This is a genomic window from Paraburkholderia sp. ZP32-5 (assembly GCF_021390495.1).
Classification (GTDB): Bacteria; Pseudomonadota; Gammaproteobacteria; order Burkholderiales; family Burkholderiaceae; genus Paraburkholderia.
In genome coordinates this window covers 751,019-765,686 of sequence record NZ_JAJEJP010000001.1, presented here as the reverse complement: position 1 = coordinate 765,686, position 14,668 = coordinate 751,019, and the positions used below count along the sequence as shown (strand labels likewise).

Sequence of the window (14,668 nt, the reverse complement as noted above, 5' to 3'; positions counted from 1 at the left end):
CCCAACTTTTTGGGCCAGGAGTATCGATTGCAGCGCATCTATTCTCTGTGGGGCGCGCTACTGGGCATCTTTATCGTAGCGACCTCCATCTATGGGGGATTTCACTATTTTTCGCCGATCCCTTTCTGGGATCAGTGGAATGGCTATATCGGCTTCTACCAGGCCATAGTGAATGGTGACTACGGGTTCTTCTGGTCGCAGCATATGGACCACCGCATCGTCATTCCACGGATTCTGTTTTTCCTCGATATCTACGTGTTCGGCGGCTGGAACGTATTTAATATCGTCGCCATTTATTTGCTGGTCGTGTGCCTCGGTGTGACGATCTGGCTTGAACATAAAAAGTGGCACACGGTTCGATATTCGCCGTTCCTCATCATCGGTATCATTTTTTCGTTCATCTTTTCGTGGACACAGAACGACAACCTTAAATGGGGCTTTCAAAGCCAGTTCATCGCGATCTATCTGTTCGCGATGCTGGCTTTCGCTTTTTACTCGCGGCCGACCAACAGCGTAAGGCGGGTCGCGCTGGGGCTGTTCTTCTGCGTGTGCGCGGAACTCAGCATGGGCAACGGCGTCGCGACGTTCTTCGTGATGGCGGTGCAAGGGGTGCTGCTGCGTCGGTCGTGGCGCGAAATCGCGACAGTCCTGGTAGCAGGCGCTATCGCGAACGCGGTTTATTTTTATCACTTCGTCAAGCCGATTCTGCCGCTCGATCCCGCGGTCGCTCACGTCTCGCTGGCCCGGCCGAAGTTCTTCCTGATCTTTCTGGGTAACCCGGTCTTCTGGATCACGAATCGCCTCGAACTGGCTGGAATCGCCGGCTTTGGTCTGCTCGTTCTGGCCGCGGTTGCCACACTCCATCTGTACAGGAAGCGTCTTTTCACACCGTATCGCTCGTTTCTGATCGCGGGCTATGGTCTTGTCGTCGCGTCGGCCGTCGGCGCCACCCAGGGGCGCTGGATGATGGGTCTGCCGGCCGCGGTGGCGAGCCGCTATACGCTGCCCGCACTGCTGGGCTTTCTGGTGCTGTCGTTACTCGCCCTCGATCTCGCGTCGACGAAGCGCGCGCGCACGCTCGTGGTACTCATCCCGCTCGTCTTTCTCACGTTCCTCGCTAAATTCCAGCACAACGTGAACGGCGATATCGAGGTTCTGTACCGCTGGAAACTGGCGGTGCTGTCGCAAAAGATCGGCCTCGACCATCAGGAACTGGACGGTCTGATCTTCCCGCTCAGCGCTCACTCCGTCTATGTGGACGACGCGAAGTTCGCCGCGGAATACGAAATTGGACCTTATTCGCGCGGCTGGCTCCACGACGCCGGCCTCGTCAGGTTCAGTAAAGACTTCGTCGATGACTCGCGCTGCACCGGCTTTCTCGATACGGTCACGCCCGACAGCGTCGGCATCACCGCGTCCGGTTGGGTCGTCGCGCCCACTCATCGCCGTAGTTCGTTGCTGATTGTTCTCGTGAACCCCGCCGGCGAAACGGTCGGATACGGCGTGTCCGGCAAAAGACGTGATGACGTGAAGGCCAACGTGAAGAACGCGCCCAGGGACGCAGGCTGGGTCGGCTTCGCGAAGCCCGGCGAGAAAGACCTGCGCGCTTACGCGCTGGTCGGCGACCGCTTCTGCACTCTGCAGAAATGACAAAGTGGCCGTACGTCGCCTCAAGCTGGCGGCGCACGGCCACTTCATATCAGACTCACTAAGCGTTACTTGAACGTCAGCTTCTTATGGCCGATGTAGCTCGTAAACACCGGCACGACAACGCCGACGAAGTGAGCAATCTCCTTCGGATGCCACGTGATATTCAGCCACGGCAGCACGTAGTACGCGAGCGCCACGCTAACTGCCCACGTCTGCAGCACCGCAACCACATTCACGAGCGTGAAGAACACCGCCGACTGCCATGTCGGGCGCTCGCTTTCGGTAAACACGAACAGCTTCGTCAGCACGAACGCGGTGATCATGCCCGCGATATAAGCGACCACGATCGCGGCGGAAAACGGCATCCAGTGATTGAAAACAATCCGGCTGCCGAAATTCACCGCGGCCGCCACGCCGCCCGCGAGCAGAAACTTCAGGAATTGCGGCGACGCCAGTTTCCGCTTGATACCCATTGATTCAGCCGTCATAGCATTTTCGCCATCTTGCGAGCGAGGCCGATACTTTCCGAAATACCCCGATCTTCCGGATAGTAATAGGACGTATCGGCGACGAGCAGCCCCTTGACCGGCAACTGGATCGGCGGCAGGCGATCGAGGAAGCCCGGCTCGCAGATCGGCTGCGCGTAGCGGTAGCGGCTTGCCCGCACGTCGATGAAATCCTGCTCGCTCAGTGCCGGATTGATCCGCATCAGATAGCGCTTCACCTTGTCGATGAACACGCTGTCCGCGTCCTGATACTTCGCGTGCTCGCCAGGCATATAGAACGGTACGTACACGACGTGCTCGTCGAGCGGGCGCAGGTTCGTGTATTCGACGATGCCGGGGATATCCATATCCGGATCGTTCACGTTCAGCCAGAAGTTCTGCGTCACCGCTCTCTTCAGCTTCGCGATCACGCACACCACCGCGACATTCTTCACGCTCCTGAACGCGGTCGCGACATCGGCGGGCAAATCAGGCATCACGCGCGGCACATACGGCAACGGAATCGTGCTGATGACCTTGTCGAACGGCAGCAGTTCGCCATTCACCTGGACGCCCGCGACCGCGTCGTTTTCGATCGCCACCTTTTGCGCGGGCGAGCCGAGACGGAATTCACCGCCGTTCGCCTCGATGTAGCGCCGCATGCCTTCAAGCAGCGTATCCGAGCCGCCCTCCAGATAGCCGAGCTTTTCGCGGAACAGGTCGTAGCGCGAGCGGCCGATACGGCGAATCCGGCTCCAGATCCATGCGGCCGACAGGTTGTACGCGTAGTCGTAAAACTTGTAGTCGAACAGCTTGCGCCACAGCACTTCCCATGCTTCCTCGCCGATCCAGCGACGAATCCAGCCGGAGGCCTCGACATGGTCCAACGGGCGCCAGTCATTGCGCTTGGTGGACAGGAATGCGTGCAGCCCGTAGCGGAACTTGGCGCTGAAGCTGAGCCCCTTGAACTTGAGCAGCGCGATCGGGTTGCCCCATGCCTGCACATGCCCCTGGTAGTAATAGCCCATCTTCGTCTCGACCCATTTCAACTGGTCTTCGATGCCGAGTTCGCGCAGCACCTCGAAGAACGCGTGGTCGGAGATCGCATGAAAATGGTAGTAGCGCTCGATCGACAAGCCACCGAAATCGAAACACGCGGCCATGCCGCCGACGCGGTCGTCCGCCTCGAAAATGACCGGCTTGCGGCCGTCCTTCACGAGTTGATACGCGACGCCCAGTCCCATCGGGCCCGCGCCCAGCACCGCAATTTTTTCGTTGCTCATACTCACGTCCAGTTCAGAATTCGAGCGCGATGCTGCTGTACACCGGATCGTTGAAGGTTTCGTCGACGGCGTTGGCGAACGACGTCGCCTTGATGCCGAAAATGCCTTCCCAGTCGATCACTTCGAACTCGTCGCCCGCGGTCAGCGCCTTCAATTGCGACGCCGTAAACGGCGGGTTCTTGTCGAACAGCGCGTAGATCTTCAGCAACACGTAGAACAGTCCGTACGGGATGCGGATGATCGCGCAACGAGCTTTGGTCGCCCGCTTGATCTGCCGGATGATGTCGATGTAATCGACCTTTTCGCGGCCGCTGATATTGAATGCTGCACCGCTCTTGCGCGACTCGATGCAACTGATGATCACGTTGCAGAAATCGCCCGCATACAGCGGCTGACGCATATAACGGCCGCTGCCGGGAATCGGAAACACCGGCACGCGCTGCATGAAACGCGACAGCCAGCCCAGATGCTTGCGATCAAACCAGCCGAACATCAGCGTGGGACGCAGCACCACGCACTCGATGCCCGACGCAAGCACGATCTCTTCCTGTTTGCGCTTGGTGTCCGTATAGAAATCCTTCGCCACTGAGTTCACGACCGACGAACTGATGTGCACGGTGTACGGCACGTCGTAGCGCTTGATCGCTTCCAGCACCAGCTCGGTCGATGTGATGTTGTTGCGGATGAACGGCTCGATGGTCGGGGCGCCGATCTGCGCCTGCAGCATCACCACCACTTCGGCGCCGTCGAAATAGCGGACCCAGTCGCCCGGTTCCGCGAGATCGGCATATTCGATCGTGATGTCCGGATGCACGCCGCGCAGTACGTCGAGATTCGCGCGATGCTTGTCGAGCACGACGAGGTTCGTGTAGCCGCGCTGCTTGAGCCGCGCGACGAGGTTTTGGCCAACCAGACCCGCGCCGCCGGGAAGAATGATGCGTGTATTGTTCATTGATCTGTCGTTAAGCTAATCTTTGAAGAACCGGCAGCCAAAGGTCAACCGTACTTGAACCCGCCATTGTAAACGGTGCGGCACGCGCATCCTTCGCCGAACGAAGTTCCTTTGCCCGTACCGCGTGCGATCTACAGCGACGTCCGCTTGAACAGGAAGCCCGGCACCGAGCGGATGATCAGCATGATTCCCGACCAGAACCACGGCGTATAAATCGAATCTTTCTTGCGCTCGACCGCGCGCACGATATCGTTCGCGACCCGCTCCGGCGTCGCGACGAGCGGGCCGGGCAGCGGCAAGCCGGCGGTCATCGGCGTCGCGACGAAACCGGGCTTGATGGTCAGCACATGCACGCCGGATTTGAACAGGCGCGCGCGCAGACCTTCGCAGAACGTGCTCACCGCGGCTTTCGCGGTGCCGTACAGATAGTTCGACGGCCGTCCGCGGTCGCCGGCCACCGACGAAATCACCGCGATCACACCGGTCTTCGCGCCTTCCATCAGATTGGCGAGCGGCGTCAGCAGCGCAATCACCGACAGCCCATTGGTCGACAGCTCGCGCAGCGCAACCTTCACGTCCTGCTCGCAGGATTTCTGATCCGACAGCGTGCCGTGCGCGATCAACGCGACGTCGATACCGCCGAGTGCCGCCGTGCAGGCATCGAGCATCGCCTGGTGGCCGTCGAAATCGTTCATGTCGAGTACGTGGCTTGTTGCCGACGCGGCGCCCCGCGCGACCAGATCGGCGCCGATCTGGTCGAGGCGCTCGGCATGCCGCCCGACGATGAACAATGCCGCGCCTTCGGCCGCCCAACGGCGCGCGCAGGCGATGGCAATGGCGGAAGTCGCGCCGACTATCAGGACTTTTTTCATGTCTGTGTGGTTCGTTGCCAAAAACGGGACATCAGCGCCGGATCGCGCAGTGCCTCTAATTGATGCCATTGTGGATAGGCGCTCTGGAAATCGCGCGCCGACATATGCGCGTCCTTCGCCGGGTAGATGCGTCCGCCCGCTTCCCTGACGATCGCATCGAGCCGTTCGAACAGCACGCGGTTGCCTTCGTCATGCTGCGGAAAATCCAGTGCGAGCGACGCGCCTTCCATCGGAAAAGACAGCAGTCCCGGCGACACCAGATCGCCACAGCGCTTGAGCACCGCGAGAAACGAGCCGGTGCCGCTTTTGCCGATCGTCTCCAGAATCGCATGCATCGCATCGCGCGAACGCGCCTGCGGCAGCACGCACTGGTACTGCTGAAAACCGCGCTTGCCGTAGATGCGATGCCATTCGAGCAGGCTGTCGAGCGGATAGAAGTAGCTGTCGTAGTCGACTTCGCTATACACGGTTTTGCGCTGCTGACGCTGGTAGTACAGCGTGTTGAACGCGCGCAGCGTGAGCGGATTGATCAGCGACACGGGCGGCGTGATCGGCACGGTGCGCTTTTTCTTGACCGGCAATTCGAGGCTGCCCGTTTGCGCATGATCGCCGACCATGAAGATGCCGCGGCCGAGCGCGGCGCCGCGGCTCAAACAGTCGATCCACGCGACGCTGTATTCATGCTTGCTGTCGAGTTCTTCCGATAGCGAGAAGAACTCGTCGAGGTTATCGAAGCGGATGCTCGTCACCGCGATCTGGCTCGAACGGATCGGCATCAACTGGATTTCGACCCACGCGATCACGCCGGTGAGCCCGAGACCGCCGATCGTCGCGGCAAAGAATTCGGGATGCGAATCCGGCGTGCACTCGAGCCGCGTGCCGTCGCTGCGCAACAGGCAGAAACACCGCACGTGCCGGCCAAACGTACCTCGCACGTGATGGTTCTTGCCATGCACGTCGTTGGCGACCGCGCCGCCGAGCGTCACGTACTTGGTGCCGGGCGTGACCGGCAGCATCCAGCCGCGCGGCACCGCCACCTGCAGGATTTCGTCGAGCGTCGTGCCGGCTTCCGCCCGCAGCACACCGGTCTGCCAGTCGACGGCAATCAGCCGATCGAGCGGCCGAGTATGCACGACCTGATCGCTGGCCGCGAGGCAGCTGTCGCCATAGCTGCGTCCGTTCCCATAGGCGAGCGTGGTGCCGTTCGCGCTCGCTACACGGCTCCACACCGCTTGCAGATCGTCGCGCCACTGCGCCGGGTGGCCCGCTTGCGGGCAATCCGGATAGCGTCCCCAGGATCTGAGCGCCTTCGTCATATGGCGAGCCAGAACACGAGACCCATCAGCGCGACGACGAGCAGACTGGTCCGGTCTTTGGCCGCGAACACGACCGGGTCGTCATGCATCAGGCCGCGGTGCGTGATCAGCCACGTGCGGCTGATCCAGTACAGCAGCAACGGGCACGCGAGCCAGATCACCTGCGGATGCCGGTACAGATGCGTGGTTTGCGAGTCCTGGATATAGAGCGCGAGCACCAGCACGGCCAGATAGCCGGATGCCGCGCCGAGCGACGAGATCATCGACAGGTCATCGGCCACATAGCCGCGCCCGCGTGCCTTCGCCTTGCCCGCCGCACGCGTCGCATGCAATTCGGCGTAGCGCTTCACGAGCGCGAGACTCAGGAACAGAAACATCGAGAAGGCCAGCAGCCAGAACGTCAGCGTCATTCTGAACGCAGCCGTGCCGGCGATAATGCGGGCGGTATAAAGCATCGCCAGCACCACGACGTCGAGCATCACGCGCCGCTTGAGCAGGAACGAATACGCCATCGTCAGCACGTAGTAGGCGGCCAGCACCGCGGCAAAGCGCCAGGGCAGCCAGATCAGCGCACCGGCAAATGCGCCGACCGCAAACACCGGAAACGCGACGAGGCCCCAGACGATCGACAGCGCCCCCGATGCGAACGGCCGCCGCCGCTTGGTCGGATGGTGCCGGTCGTCATCGAGATCGAGCAGATCGTTCAACAGATACACGCTCGACGCGCACAGCCCGAACAGCACGAAGGCCAGCACGCCGCGCAGATCGAGTTCGAGCGACGACACCTGATGCGAAGCCAGCAGCGGAATGAAGATCAACAGATTCTTCAGCCACTGATGCATGCGCAACGCTCGCAGCCATACGCGCAGCGGATTCTTGCGGGTTTGCAGCACGCTCTCGACGTTGCCGATTTTTTGCGCGCGCCGTTCGACGCCGAACGCCGGGTTCACCACGTATGCACGCTCCGCGGCCTCCCATACTGCGATGTCGTCATGCGAGTTGCCCGCGTAGTCGAAGCCTTTATCACCGAACTCGCGCACCAGCGCATCGCGCTTGCGGCCCGACGACAGATTGACCTTGCCGTCCGTCGCGAGCGTTTTGTCGAACAGGCCGAGATGGCCCGAGATTGCCTCCGCGTAGCGCGCGTCGCTAGCGGTGGCGAGCACCAGCGAGCGGCCCGCCGAGCGTTCGTGCTTCAGCCATTCGATCACCTTCGGGTCATATGGCAACGTCGTCACGTCGACGTGAGTCGCGTCCGCGAGTTTGGCCTTCAGATGCGCCTTGCCGCCTTGCGCGAGCCACAGCAACGGTCGATAGAAATGCAACGGATTGGCCTTCAGAAAAGCGAATGCCGTCTCGATCAGCATGTCCGATCGTATCAACGTGCCGTCCAGATCGACGGCCAGTGTCTTCCATTGCATTCCGTTAACCTTTCCCCATGTGGTTTTGCGCGACTTCCTGGTACAGCGCACTATAAGCCTTGCCGAGCGCCTCGCCGGAAAACAGCTTTTCATAGCGGGCACGCGCGGCGCGCCCCATCGTGGCTGCCAGCGTGTCGTCGTCGAGCAGCGCATTCATCGCGCGAGCCAGCTCTTGTGCCTGTTCCTTCGCGACGACAAACCCCGTCACCCCGTTCTCGTTGACGAACGATGTCCCCGAGCCCACCTCGCAGCACACCATCGGCTTGTCGAACATCGCCGCTTCGACGAGCACCATGCCGAATGCCTCGGAGCGCAGGTGAGACGGCAACACCATCGCGCGGCAATCCTTCAGCAGCGCGACCTTTTCGTCATGCGTGACCTGGCCGGCAAACACGACGTTGCTCGCGCCGTGCTGCTGCGCCAACGCGGCCAAACGATCGCGCTCCGGCCCGGACCCGGCAATCACGATGCGCGCCTTCACATGCCGCGCCGCCTCGACGAGCGTATGCAGGCCCTTGTAATAGCGCAGCACGCCGAGCGCCAGAAAATAAGGTTCGCCAGGCGCGAGACCGAGCCGCGTTTGTACTTTGTGTTGCGCGTCAGCCGGCTGCGGCGCGTCGCGGTAATCAATGATGCCGAGCGGAATCGTCTTCAGGCGGTCCTTCGATACATTCGCGGCCAGCGTCTCGCTGGTGCGCGCATAGGCCGGCGACGTCGCGACCACCGCGGACATGCTGCGCAGCGTGCGCCGCATCAGCGGTCCATAGACGGCGCCGAGCGCCTTCTGCCGCACGATGTCCGAGTGATACGTCATCACCGTGGGCTTGTTCGTGCGCCCAAGCAGATGCAGCACATCGGCGAACGGCCACGGAAAATGGAAATGCACGACATCGGCCCATTCGACCATCTGCCGATAGCGGATCACCGAGCCCGGTCCGCCGAGATCGCACGAAGCCGGCGCGGCCCACGATTTCTCGCGGATCACCTGCCCTTCCGGATAGTCGACGACGGTCGGACGCGGTGTCGGCGACAGCGTCAGGATGCGCGGCTCGACGCCACGCTCGCGCGTCGACAACGCAATCTGCCGGATCGCTTCCTGCAAGCCGCCGGGCGGATCGGGAAAGTACGTGCGGTACACATGAACGACCCTCACGTGCGCACCTCCGCGCCGCATGGCCGCGCACTGCCGCCATCTGCCTGGGAGCCCTGAAACGTGATCGCCAGCATCTTGTCCAGTCGCGCTTCCCAAGTATTCTCGCCGACCGCCGCGCGCGCTTCGTCCGCGCTCAGCTTGCCGCGCGCGAGCTGCTTTTCAAGCGCCGCGATGAACGCATCGGCATCGCCACCCACCTCGAGCCCCGTGCGCGATTCTCTCGCGAAATCGAGCGGCGTCGACACGACAGGCAGACCCGCTGACAGATATTCATAAAACTTCATCGGAAACATCGAGTGCGTGTACTCGTTGATCAACGTCGGCAGCACGCCAACCCGCATCCCGCGCAGGTATTGCGGCAGCGCCTGATACGGCCGGTAGCCGAGCAGATGCACGTTCGGCAGGCGCGCGAGTTGCGCGAACAGTTCGCTGCGCTGCCCTTCGCGCTCCTCGCCGATGATCACCCACTGCCATTGCGGCCGCGCCTGCGCGGTCTTCAGCAGCAACGGGAAGTCGACCTTGAAGTCCGACAGCACGCCGTGATAGACGAGCCGCGGCTCGGCGATCGCGGCCAGCTCGGCGGGCAGCGGCCCGTCGGTGCGCGCTTCGCCGAAGTGCTTGTCGTCCACCACGTTGCCGAAGAAATGCGTGTTGCGGTTAAACGGCAAACACACGTCCTTCAGCGATTGCGCGGTCGTAAACACCGCTTCGCAGCGCCCGAGCAGATCCTGCTGCGCGCTGCGAAACGCGTCGACGTCGACGCCCGGAATCGCCGCGATATCGTCGACGCAGTGATAGACGAGCGGCCCGCGCGGCAGCGTCGCGATCGCATCGAGCATGTACGGGTGATACGTCCACACGACCGGTTTGTCGAAGCGGTGCGAACGGGCAAAGCGGTTCACGGAAAAGCGCAGCATCGCCTGATTCAGCGAGCGCACGAACGGCACGTGATGCCCGGCCGGCACCATCAGCGGCGACAGTACCCAGACGTTGTCCGCGCGGCGTGGCGGCCCCAGCACCAGCGACTGCACACCGCGCCACAGCCGCCGCCACAGCCGCGACCAGTCGCGGCCGCTGCCGACCTTCGGCGCGCGAAAGCCGACGCTCTCCACGTACAGGATCCGCCAGCCGCGCGCGGCGAGGATGCTCGCCGTGTGCTGCTTGTTGGTCCAGTACGGTTCGTCCCAATCCGCGGTCGAAAACAGCACGCAGTCCTGCGCCGGAACCAGCGGAAGCGCGCCGCGCTTGCCGTCAGCCAACGAACACCTCGACCGGCCGGCCGCGCAGGCTCTCGACGATGCGCTGCGACGCGTGGCCGTCGCCATACGGATTCGCGCGATTGCGCAGCGCCGCGCGCCGCGCCGGATCGTCGAGCCAGCCGCACACCGCGCTTTCGATACTGGCCGCGCTCTGGCCGGCGAGCGTCGCGAAGCCCGCGTCGACGCCTTCGCGCCGCTCGGTGTGATTGCGCATCACGACGACCGGCACGCCGAAGGTCGGCGCTTCCTCCTGAATGCCGCCCGAGTCGCTGACCACGACCGCGCTGCCGCTGATCAGATGCAGGCTGGTCGGATAGTCGACCGGCTCGATCAGCGCGAGGTTCGCAATGCCATCGAGTTCGCGATGCACGGGCCCGCGCACGGCCGGATTCAGATGCACCGGGAACACCCAGCGGTAATCGCTATAGCGCTCGCACAGATCGCGCAACACGCGGCAGATGTCCTGCAGCACGTCGCCGAAATTTTCGCGCCGATGGCAGGTGACGAGCACGTGCTGCTTCTGCGCGCCGTGCCACTCAGGCAGCGGGCTCGCCGGCGGCGTCACGTTCCAACTATCGCGCACTTCGGCGATTGCATCGACGACGGTATTGCCGGTGACGATGATCTTCTCCGCCGCCACGCCTTCGGCGAGCAGGCTGCCGCGCGCGCGCGAGGTCGGCGCGAAATGCAGCGTCGCGATGCGGCCGAGCAGGCTGCGATTCGCCTCTTCCGGAAACGGACTCGCGAGGTCGCCGGTACGCAGCCCCGCCTCGACGTGGCCGACGCGGATGCCGCGCTGAAACGCCGCGAAGCCCGCACAAAACGCGGTCGTCGTATCGCCCTGCACGATCACCCAGTCGGGACGCACTTCATCGAGCGCCCGATCGAGCGCGGCGATCAGACGCGACGCGAGTGCGTTCAGCGACTGCCCCGGATGCATCGTCTCGAGCGTCAGGTCCGGCTCGATGCCGAAGAATTCGAGCGCCTGCGCGGCCATGTCCTTGTGCTGCCCGCTCGCGCAGACGATCGTCTCGCACTCGCGGCGCAACGCGCGCACCAGCGGCGCGAGCTTGATGACCTCGGGCCGCGTGCCCATCACCACCATCACTTTCATTGCAGTGCTTTCCCCGCTTCGACCTGCGTATGTGTACCCCGGAACTCGACGCCTAGCGTGAGCGGCGTCGTATCCGCGAACGGCGTGACGACGCTGAACGCGCCGTCCTGTTCGACGATCCGCGCGAGCGACCTGAAACGCAGGAAATCGAGCGCAGCCTCTTCGTGCAGGAACAGCGGCCGGCGCGCGACACCGCGTATGTACGCGATCAGCCGCTCGTGCGCGTCGATGCGCGCCGCTTCATCGGACCAGCCGTATGCGTAGCGCTCGGAGAACGGATGGTCGAGATAGCCGAACAGCGTGTTGGTTGCGTACGCGTTATCGAATGCCTGCTTGAAGATCGCGAGCGGATCGCCCTTTTTCAGCATGCAGTCGCCGTGCAGCATGCACTGCTGGCTATGGCCGATAAAGCCTTCGGGCAAACCCGCCAGCGCGCCGCCGCGCGCGCTCAGAAACTCGGGATCGTTGCGAATGATGCCGCCGACGCAACCCGAATAGCCCGCGTCGATCAGCCCGCGCATCGCATACGGCGGCGACTGGTGAAACGGCGATACCGCGTAGCGCACCGGCACGCCGGTCGCCCGTTCGAGCAGTTCAGCCGATTGCGCGCCCTCGGCGAACGCGGTGTCGTAGCTGCCGCCCCAGTTCGGCGAATGCGTGGCAGTGTGCGACAGCACCGCGCCCTGCTGTCGGTCGGCGAGCAGTTCGCGCAGGATCTCGTGCTGATCGCCGCGCTGCAGATTGTGCGTGTGCACCGCGAGCGAGAACGGTACGCGGAGGCGTTGATAGGCCTGCCACAGCGGCCGCGCCGATTCGACGTCTTCATCGCAATCGAGCCGCGACGTGATCGCCGCGTCGTAGCCCCACGGCAACTCGCTCAAGACCGGCTGACACGGCAGTGCGTCGGCGCGATAGCCCGACAGAAATTGCTCGACGAGGCGCCATTCGAACGAATCGCACGGGCCGACCGGGCGGTTGAACCACAGCACGCCCGCCGCGCCGGCATCCCATAGCGCTGCGTACGCGAACTGGCGCTCACCGTTGACGACGACCGCGGCCAGCTCGGCCTCGGCGGGCACTTCGGGCGCTTCGGCGAGCGCCCAGATCGAGCCGTCCGCGCGGATCGCACCGTAGCCGAGGTTGTTCCATTCGTCGGTGAAGTCGAAGCGCTCGAACGGGCGATGCCACGGCTGGCCGCCGAGCGTTTGCGCCAATGCGCTATAGCGCACCGCGGCCGCGCTTTCGCGCGACTCGTATGCAGGCGCCGGCTCGCTGCGGCTCGCTGGCGCGAATTCGGGCGACAGGCTCGTCGGCCGATAGCGCAGATAGTCAGCGAGGGCGATCGGCATATGGCCGAACACGATCAGCTTGCGCGGGCGCGGGCTGGTTTGGCCGCTTGTATGGCTGCCTGTTTTCCCTTCTACGAATGCGATCAGATCCGCACTCCACGCATCCGGCGCATCGACGGCGACCACGATATCCGGTGCGATCTCATGCAGCATGCCGCGTGTGATCGCCTGTGCCTGGGTCGCGCTGACCGAGCGCCGCAGCGCCGCCAGCACGTACTGGCCGGCGTCCGCGCGCGCATCCGCAAACGCGACGCCGATCATGCGGTCACCACGTGACGGAATTTGGCGCGGCTGCCCACGCGCACGAAATCGTCGTGACCGACGTACGCGATCGTGAACGCGTCCTGCCAGAAGTGGCGCAGCTTCGCCGTCGTGTCGTCCGCGTTCGCATGCGGTTCGAGCACGATGCGCAACGTCGGCGGGCTCGTGCGCAGATCGATCTGGAATTCCTGGATGCCGCCGACCCGATGATCGAGCATGTCCTGGATATGGTGGGTCGGATGCGCGACGCCATTGATCGGCACGACGTCGTGAATCCGCCCGACCACGTCGGTCAGGAAAAAGCCCTTGTGCGTTTCCTGCACGCGCGCGAGGTCGCCCGTGGTGTAGCGAATCAGCGGCATCAGGCGATTGCGGAAACCGGTGAACACGAGCTCATGCGCGCCGTCGGGGTTATCGGGCGCGACGCGGCTTTCCGGCCAGCCTTCGGATTCGAGGATCTGGAAGCCGCCTTCGTGACCGTCGAGTTCGTACGCCATCACGCCGAGTTCCGCGAGACCGTAGCGGTCGATCACGCGGCAACGCAGCGCCTTCGCGATCATCTCGCGCGCATGCGGTTCGAGCAGCTCGCCGCTCGACTCGAACACCTGGAATGCTTTGCCGCCACCGTACTTGCGCTCGACGTAGCACGCGAGCGCGTACATCGTCGACGGATGCGAATGCGCGAGATACGGCCGGCGGCGCTTCAGCATGCGCCACATTTCCTCGAGACCCTGGTCGTCGATGCGGTCGAAGAAGATGTTGCTGCGATTCATCGCGAAGCATTTGAAGTCTTCACGCGACGGCCATTGCGGCACGGCCTGATCCGGAAAGCGGCACGCGAAGTGCAGCTCCGAGCGATGACGCAGCTTGCCGATGCGCTCGCGGCAATAGTTGGTGACCGCCGACGAATAATCGGCGCCTTGCTGGTCGTAGTAGATCGTCGTCGACAGCCCGGTCGAACCGCCGGTCTTGCACGCGTGGTGCTTGCCCGCTTCGAGCGGCCCCGACAGCAGACGCGGCCCCTGCTCGCGGATGATGTCCTTGGTCAGATATGGCAGTTCTTCGAGGTAGCACGGATCGTTGCGGACCTTCGCCGGATCGAACCGCTTCGCCAGAAACAGGTCGCGGTAGTAAGGCACCTTCGCGCCGGCGAATTCGAGCGTCGCGACGAGCCGTTCGAGCGCGATGCGACGGCGGTGCGGAACCGGCAGTCGATAGTGCTCGCGCAACTCGCGGATTTTCGATCGCACGTTGCGTTTTTCGGCGTTCTCCGCAATCGGATACGCGATATAGCCGCCCGCAAAACCCTTCAGTGTGCGAAACGGCTGACGCACCAGCAGGGATTCGGAGTAGCGCAGAAATGGGTGATTAGCTCGCATGAAATTCGAACCTTGTTGCGCCTCGGGGCTCGGCCCCGCGGGTGTTTCTGGACTGCGCTTCTAAACTGCGCCGCTGGGCTGCACTGATGATGTCCAGCCAGCTCTCGAAGAACTCGATACTTCAAAGCGTGAAGAGCCGGCCACGGCCAGGCTCGCACGGCACATCTCGCGCAT

12 protein-coding genes are annotated in these 14,668 nt (G+C 63.2%); 1 reads left to right on the top strand and 11 read right to left on the bottom strand.

The window, feature by feature from the left end; translation table 11 throughout:
- Window positions 1-27 precede the first annotated feature (27 nt).
- Window positions 28-1,650: a hypothetical protein gene (locus tag L0U82_RS03265; protein ID WP_233828463.1), complete on the top strand. Its 1,623-nt coding sequence runs from the start codon at window positions 28-30 to the stop codon at window positions 1,648-1,650.
- A gap of 65 nt (window positions 1,651-1,715) precedes the next feature.
- On the opposite strand, the gene L0U82_RS03260 is transcribed toward L0U82_RS03265, so the two are convergent.
- The 11 genes from L0U82_RS03260 to L0U82_RS03210 form a co-directional block, all read right to left on the bottom strand.
- Window positions 1,716-2,138, bottom strand: a complete 423-nt coding sequence (locus L0U82_RS03260; RefSeq protein ID WP_233828462.1) for a GtrA family protein — start codon at window positions 2,136-2,138, stop codon at window positions 1,716-1,718.
- Window positions 2,135-3,418, bottom strand: coding sequence for an NAD(P)/FAD-dependent oxidoreductase (locus L0U82_RS03255; RefSeq protein ID WP_233828461.1), 1,284 nt, complete (start codon window positions 3,416-3,418; stop codon window positions 2,135-2,137). Before L0U82_RS03255 ends, L0U82_RS03260 begins: the two co-directional genes overlap by 4 nt.
- 13 nt (window positions 3,419-3,431) lie before the next feature.
- Complete coding sequence (locus L0U82_RS03250) at window positions 3,432-4,370, bottom strand: NAD-dependent epimerase/dehydratase family protein (protein WP_233828460.1); 939 nt, start codon at window positions 4,368-4,370, stop codon at window positions 3,432-3,434.
- A 131-nt stretch (window positions 4,371-4,501) separates the two neighbouring features.
- Entirely contained in the window at window positions 4,502-5,242 is a 741-nt protein-coding gene (locus L0U82_RS03245) for an SDR family oxidoreductase (RefSeq protein WP_233828459.1), read from the bottom strand.
- On the bottom strand, window positions 5,239-6,558 hold the full coding sequence (locus L0U82_RS03240; RefSeq protein WP_233828457.1) for an FAD-binding oxidoreductase: 1,320 nt from the start codon (window positions 6,556-6,558) through the stop codon (window positions 5,239-5,241). The genes L0U82_RS03245 and L0U82_RS03240 overlap by 4 nt, the downstream gene beginning before the upstream one ends.
- A complete protein-coding gene (locus L0U82_RS03235) occupies window positions 6,555-7,979 on the bottom strand; it encodes a UbiA family prenyltransferase (RefSeq protein WP_233828455.1) in 1,425 nt (474 codons plus the stop codon). The genes L0U82_RS03240 and L0U82_RS03235 overlap by 4 nt, the downstream gene beginning before the upstream one ends.
- A gap of 4 nt (window positions 7,980-7,983) precedes the next feature.
- Window positions 7,984-9,132: a glycosyltransferase gene (locus tag L0U82_RS03230; RefSeq protein WP_233828453.1), complete on the bottom strand. Its 1,149-nt coding sequence runs from the start codon at window positions 9,130-9,132 to the stop codon at window positions 7,984-7,986.
- Entirely contained in the window at window positions 9,129-10,391 is a 1,263-nt protein-coding gene (locus L0U82_RS03225; protein WP_233828451.1) for a glycosyltransferase, read from the bottom strand. Before L0U82_RS03225 ends, L0U82_RS03230 begins: the two co-directional genes overlap by 4 nt.
- Window positions 10,384-11,505 carry a non-hydrolyzing UDP-N-acetylglucosamine 2-epimerase gene (wecB, locus tag L0U82_RS03220; protein WP_233828449.1) on the bottom strand — a complete coding sequence of 374 codons (1,122 nt, stop codon included), beginning with the start codon at window positions 11,503-11,505 and terminating at the stop codon, window positions 10,384-10,386. The genes L0U82_RS03225 and wecB overlap by 8 nt, the downstream gene beginning before the upstream one ends.
- Entirely contained in the window at window positions 11,502-13,115 is a 1,614-nt protein-coding gene (locus tag L0U82_RS03215; protein ID WP_233828447.1) for a polysaccharide deacetylase, read from the bottom strand. The genes wecB and L0U82_RS03215 overlap by 4 nt, the downstream gene beginning before the upstream one ends.
- Window positions 13,112-14,494: a phenylacetate--CoA ligase family protein gene (locus tag L0U82_RS03210; RefSeq protein ID WP_233828445.1), complete on the bottom strand. Its 1,383-nt coding sequence runs from the start codon at window positions 14,492-14,494 to the stop codon at window positions 13,112-13,114. The genes L0U82_RS03215 and L0U82_RS03210 overlap by 4 nt, the downstream gene beginning before the upstream one ends.
- Window positions 14,495-14,668: the final 174 nt, after the last annotated feature.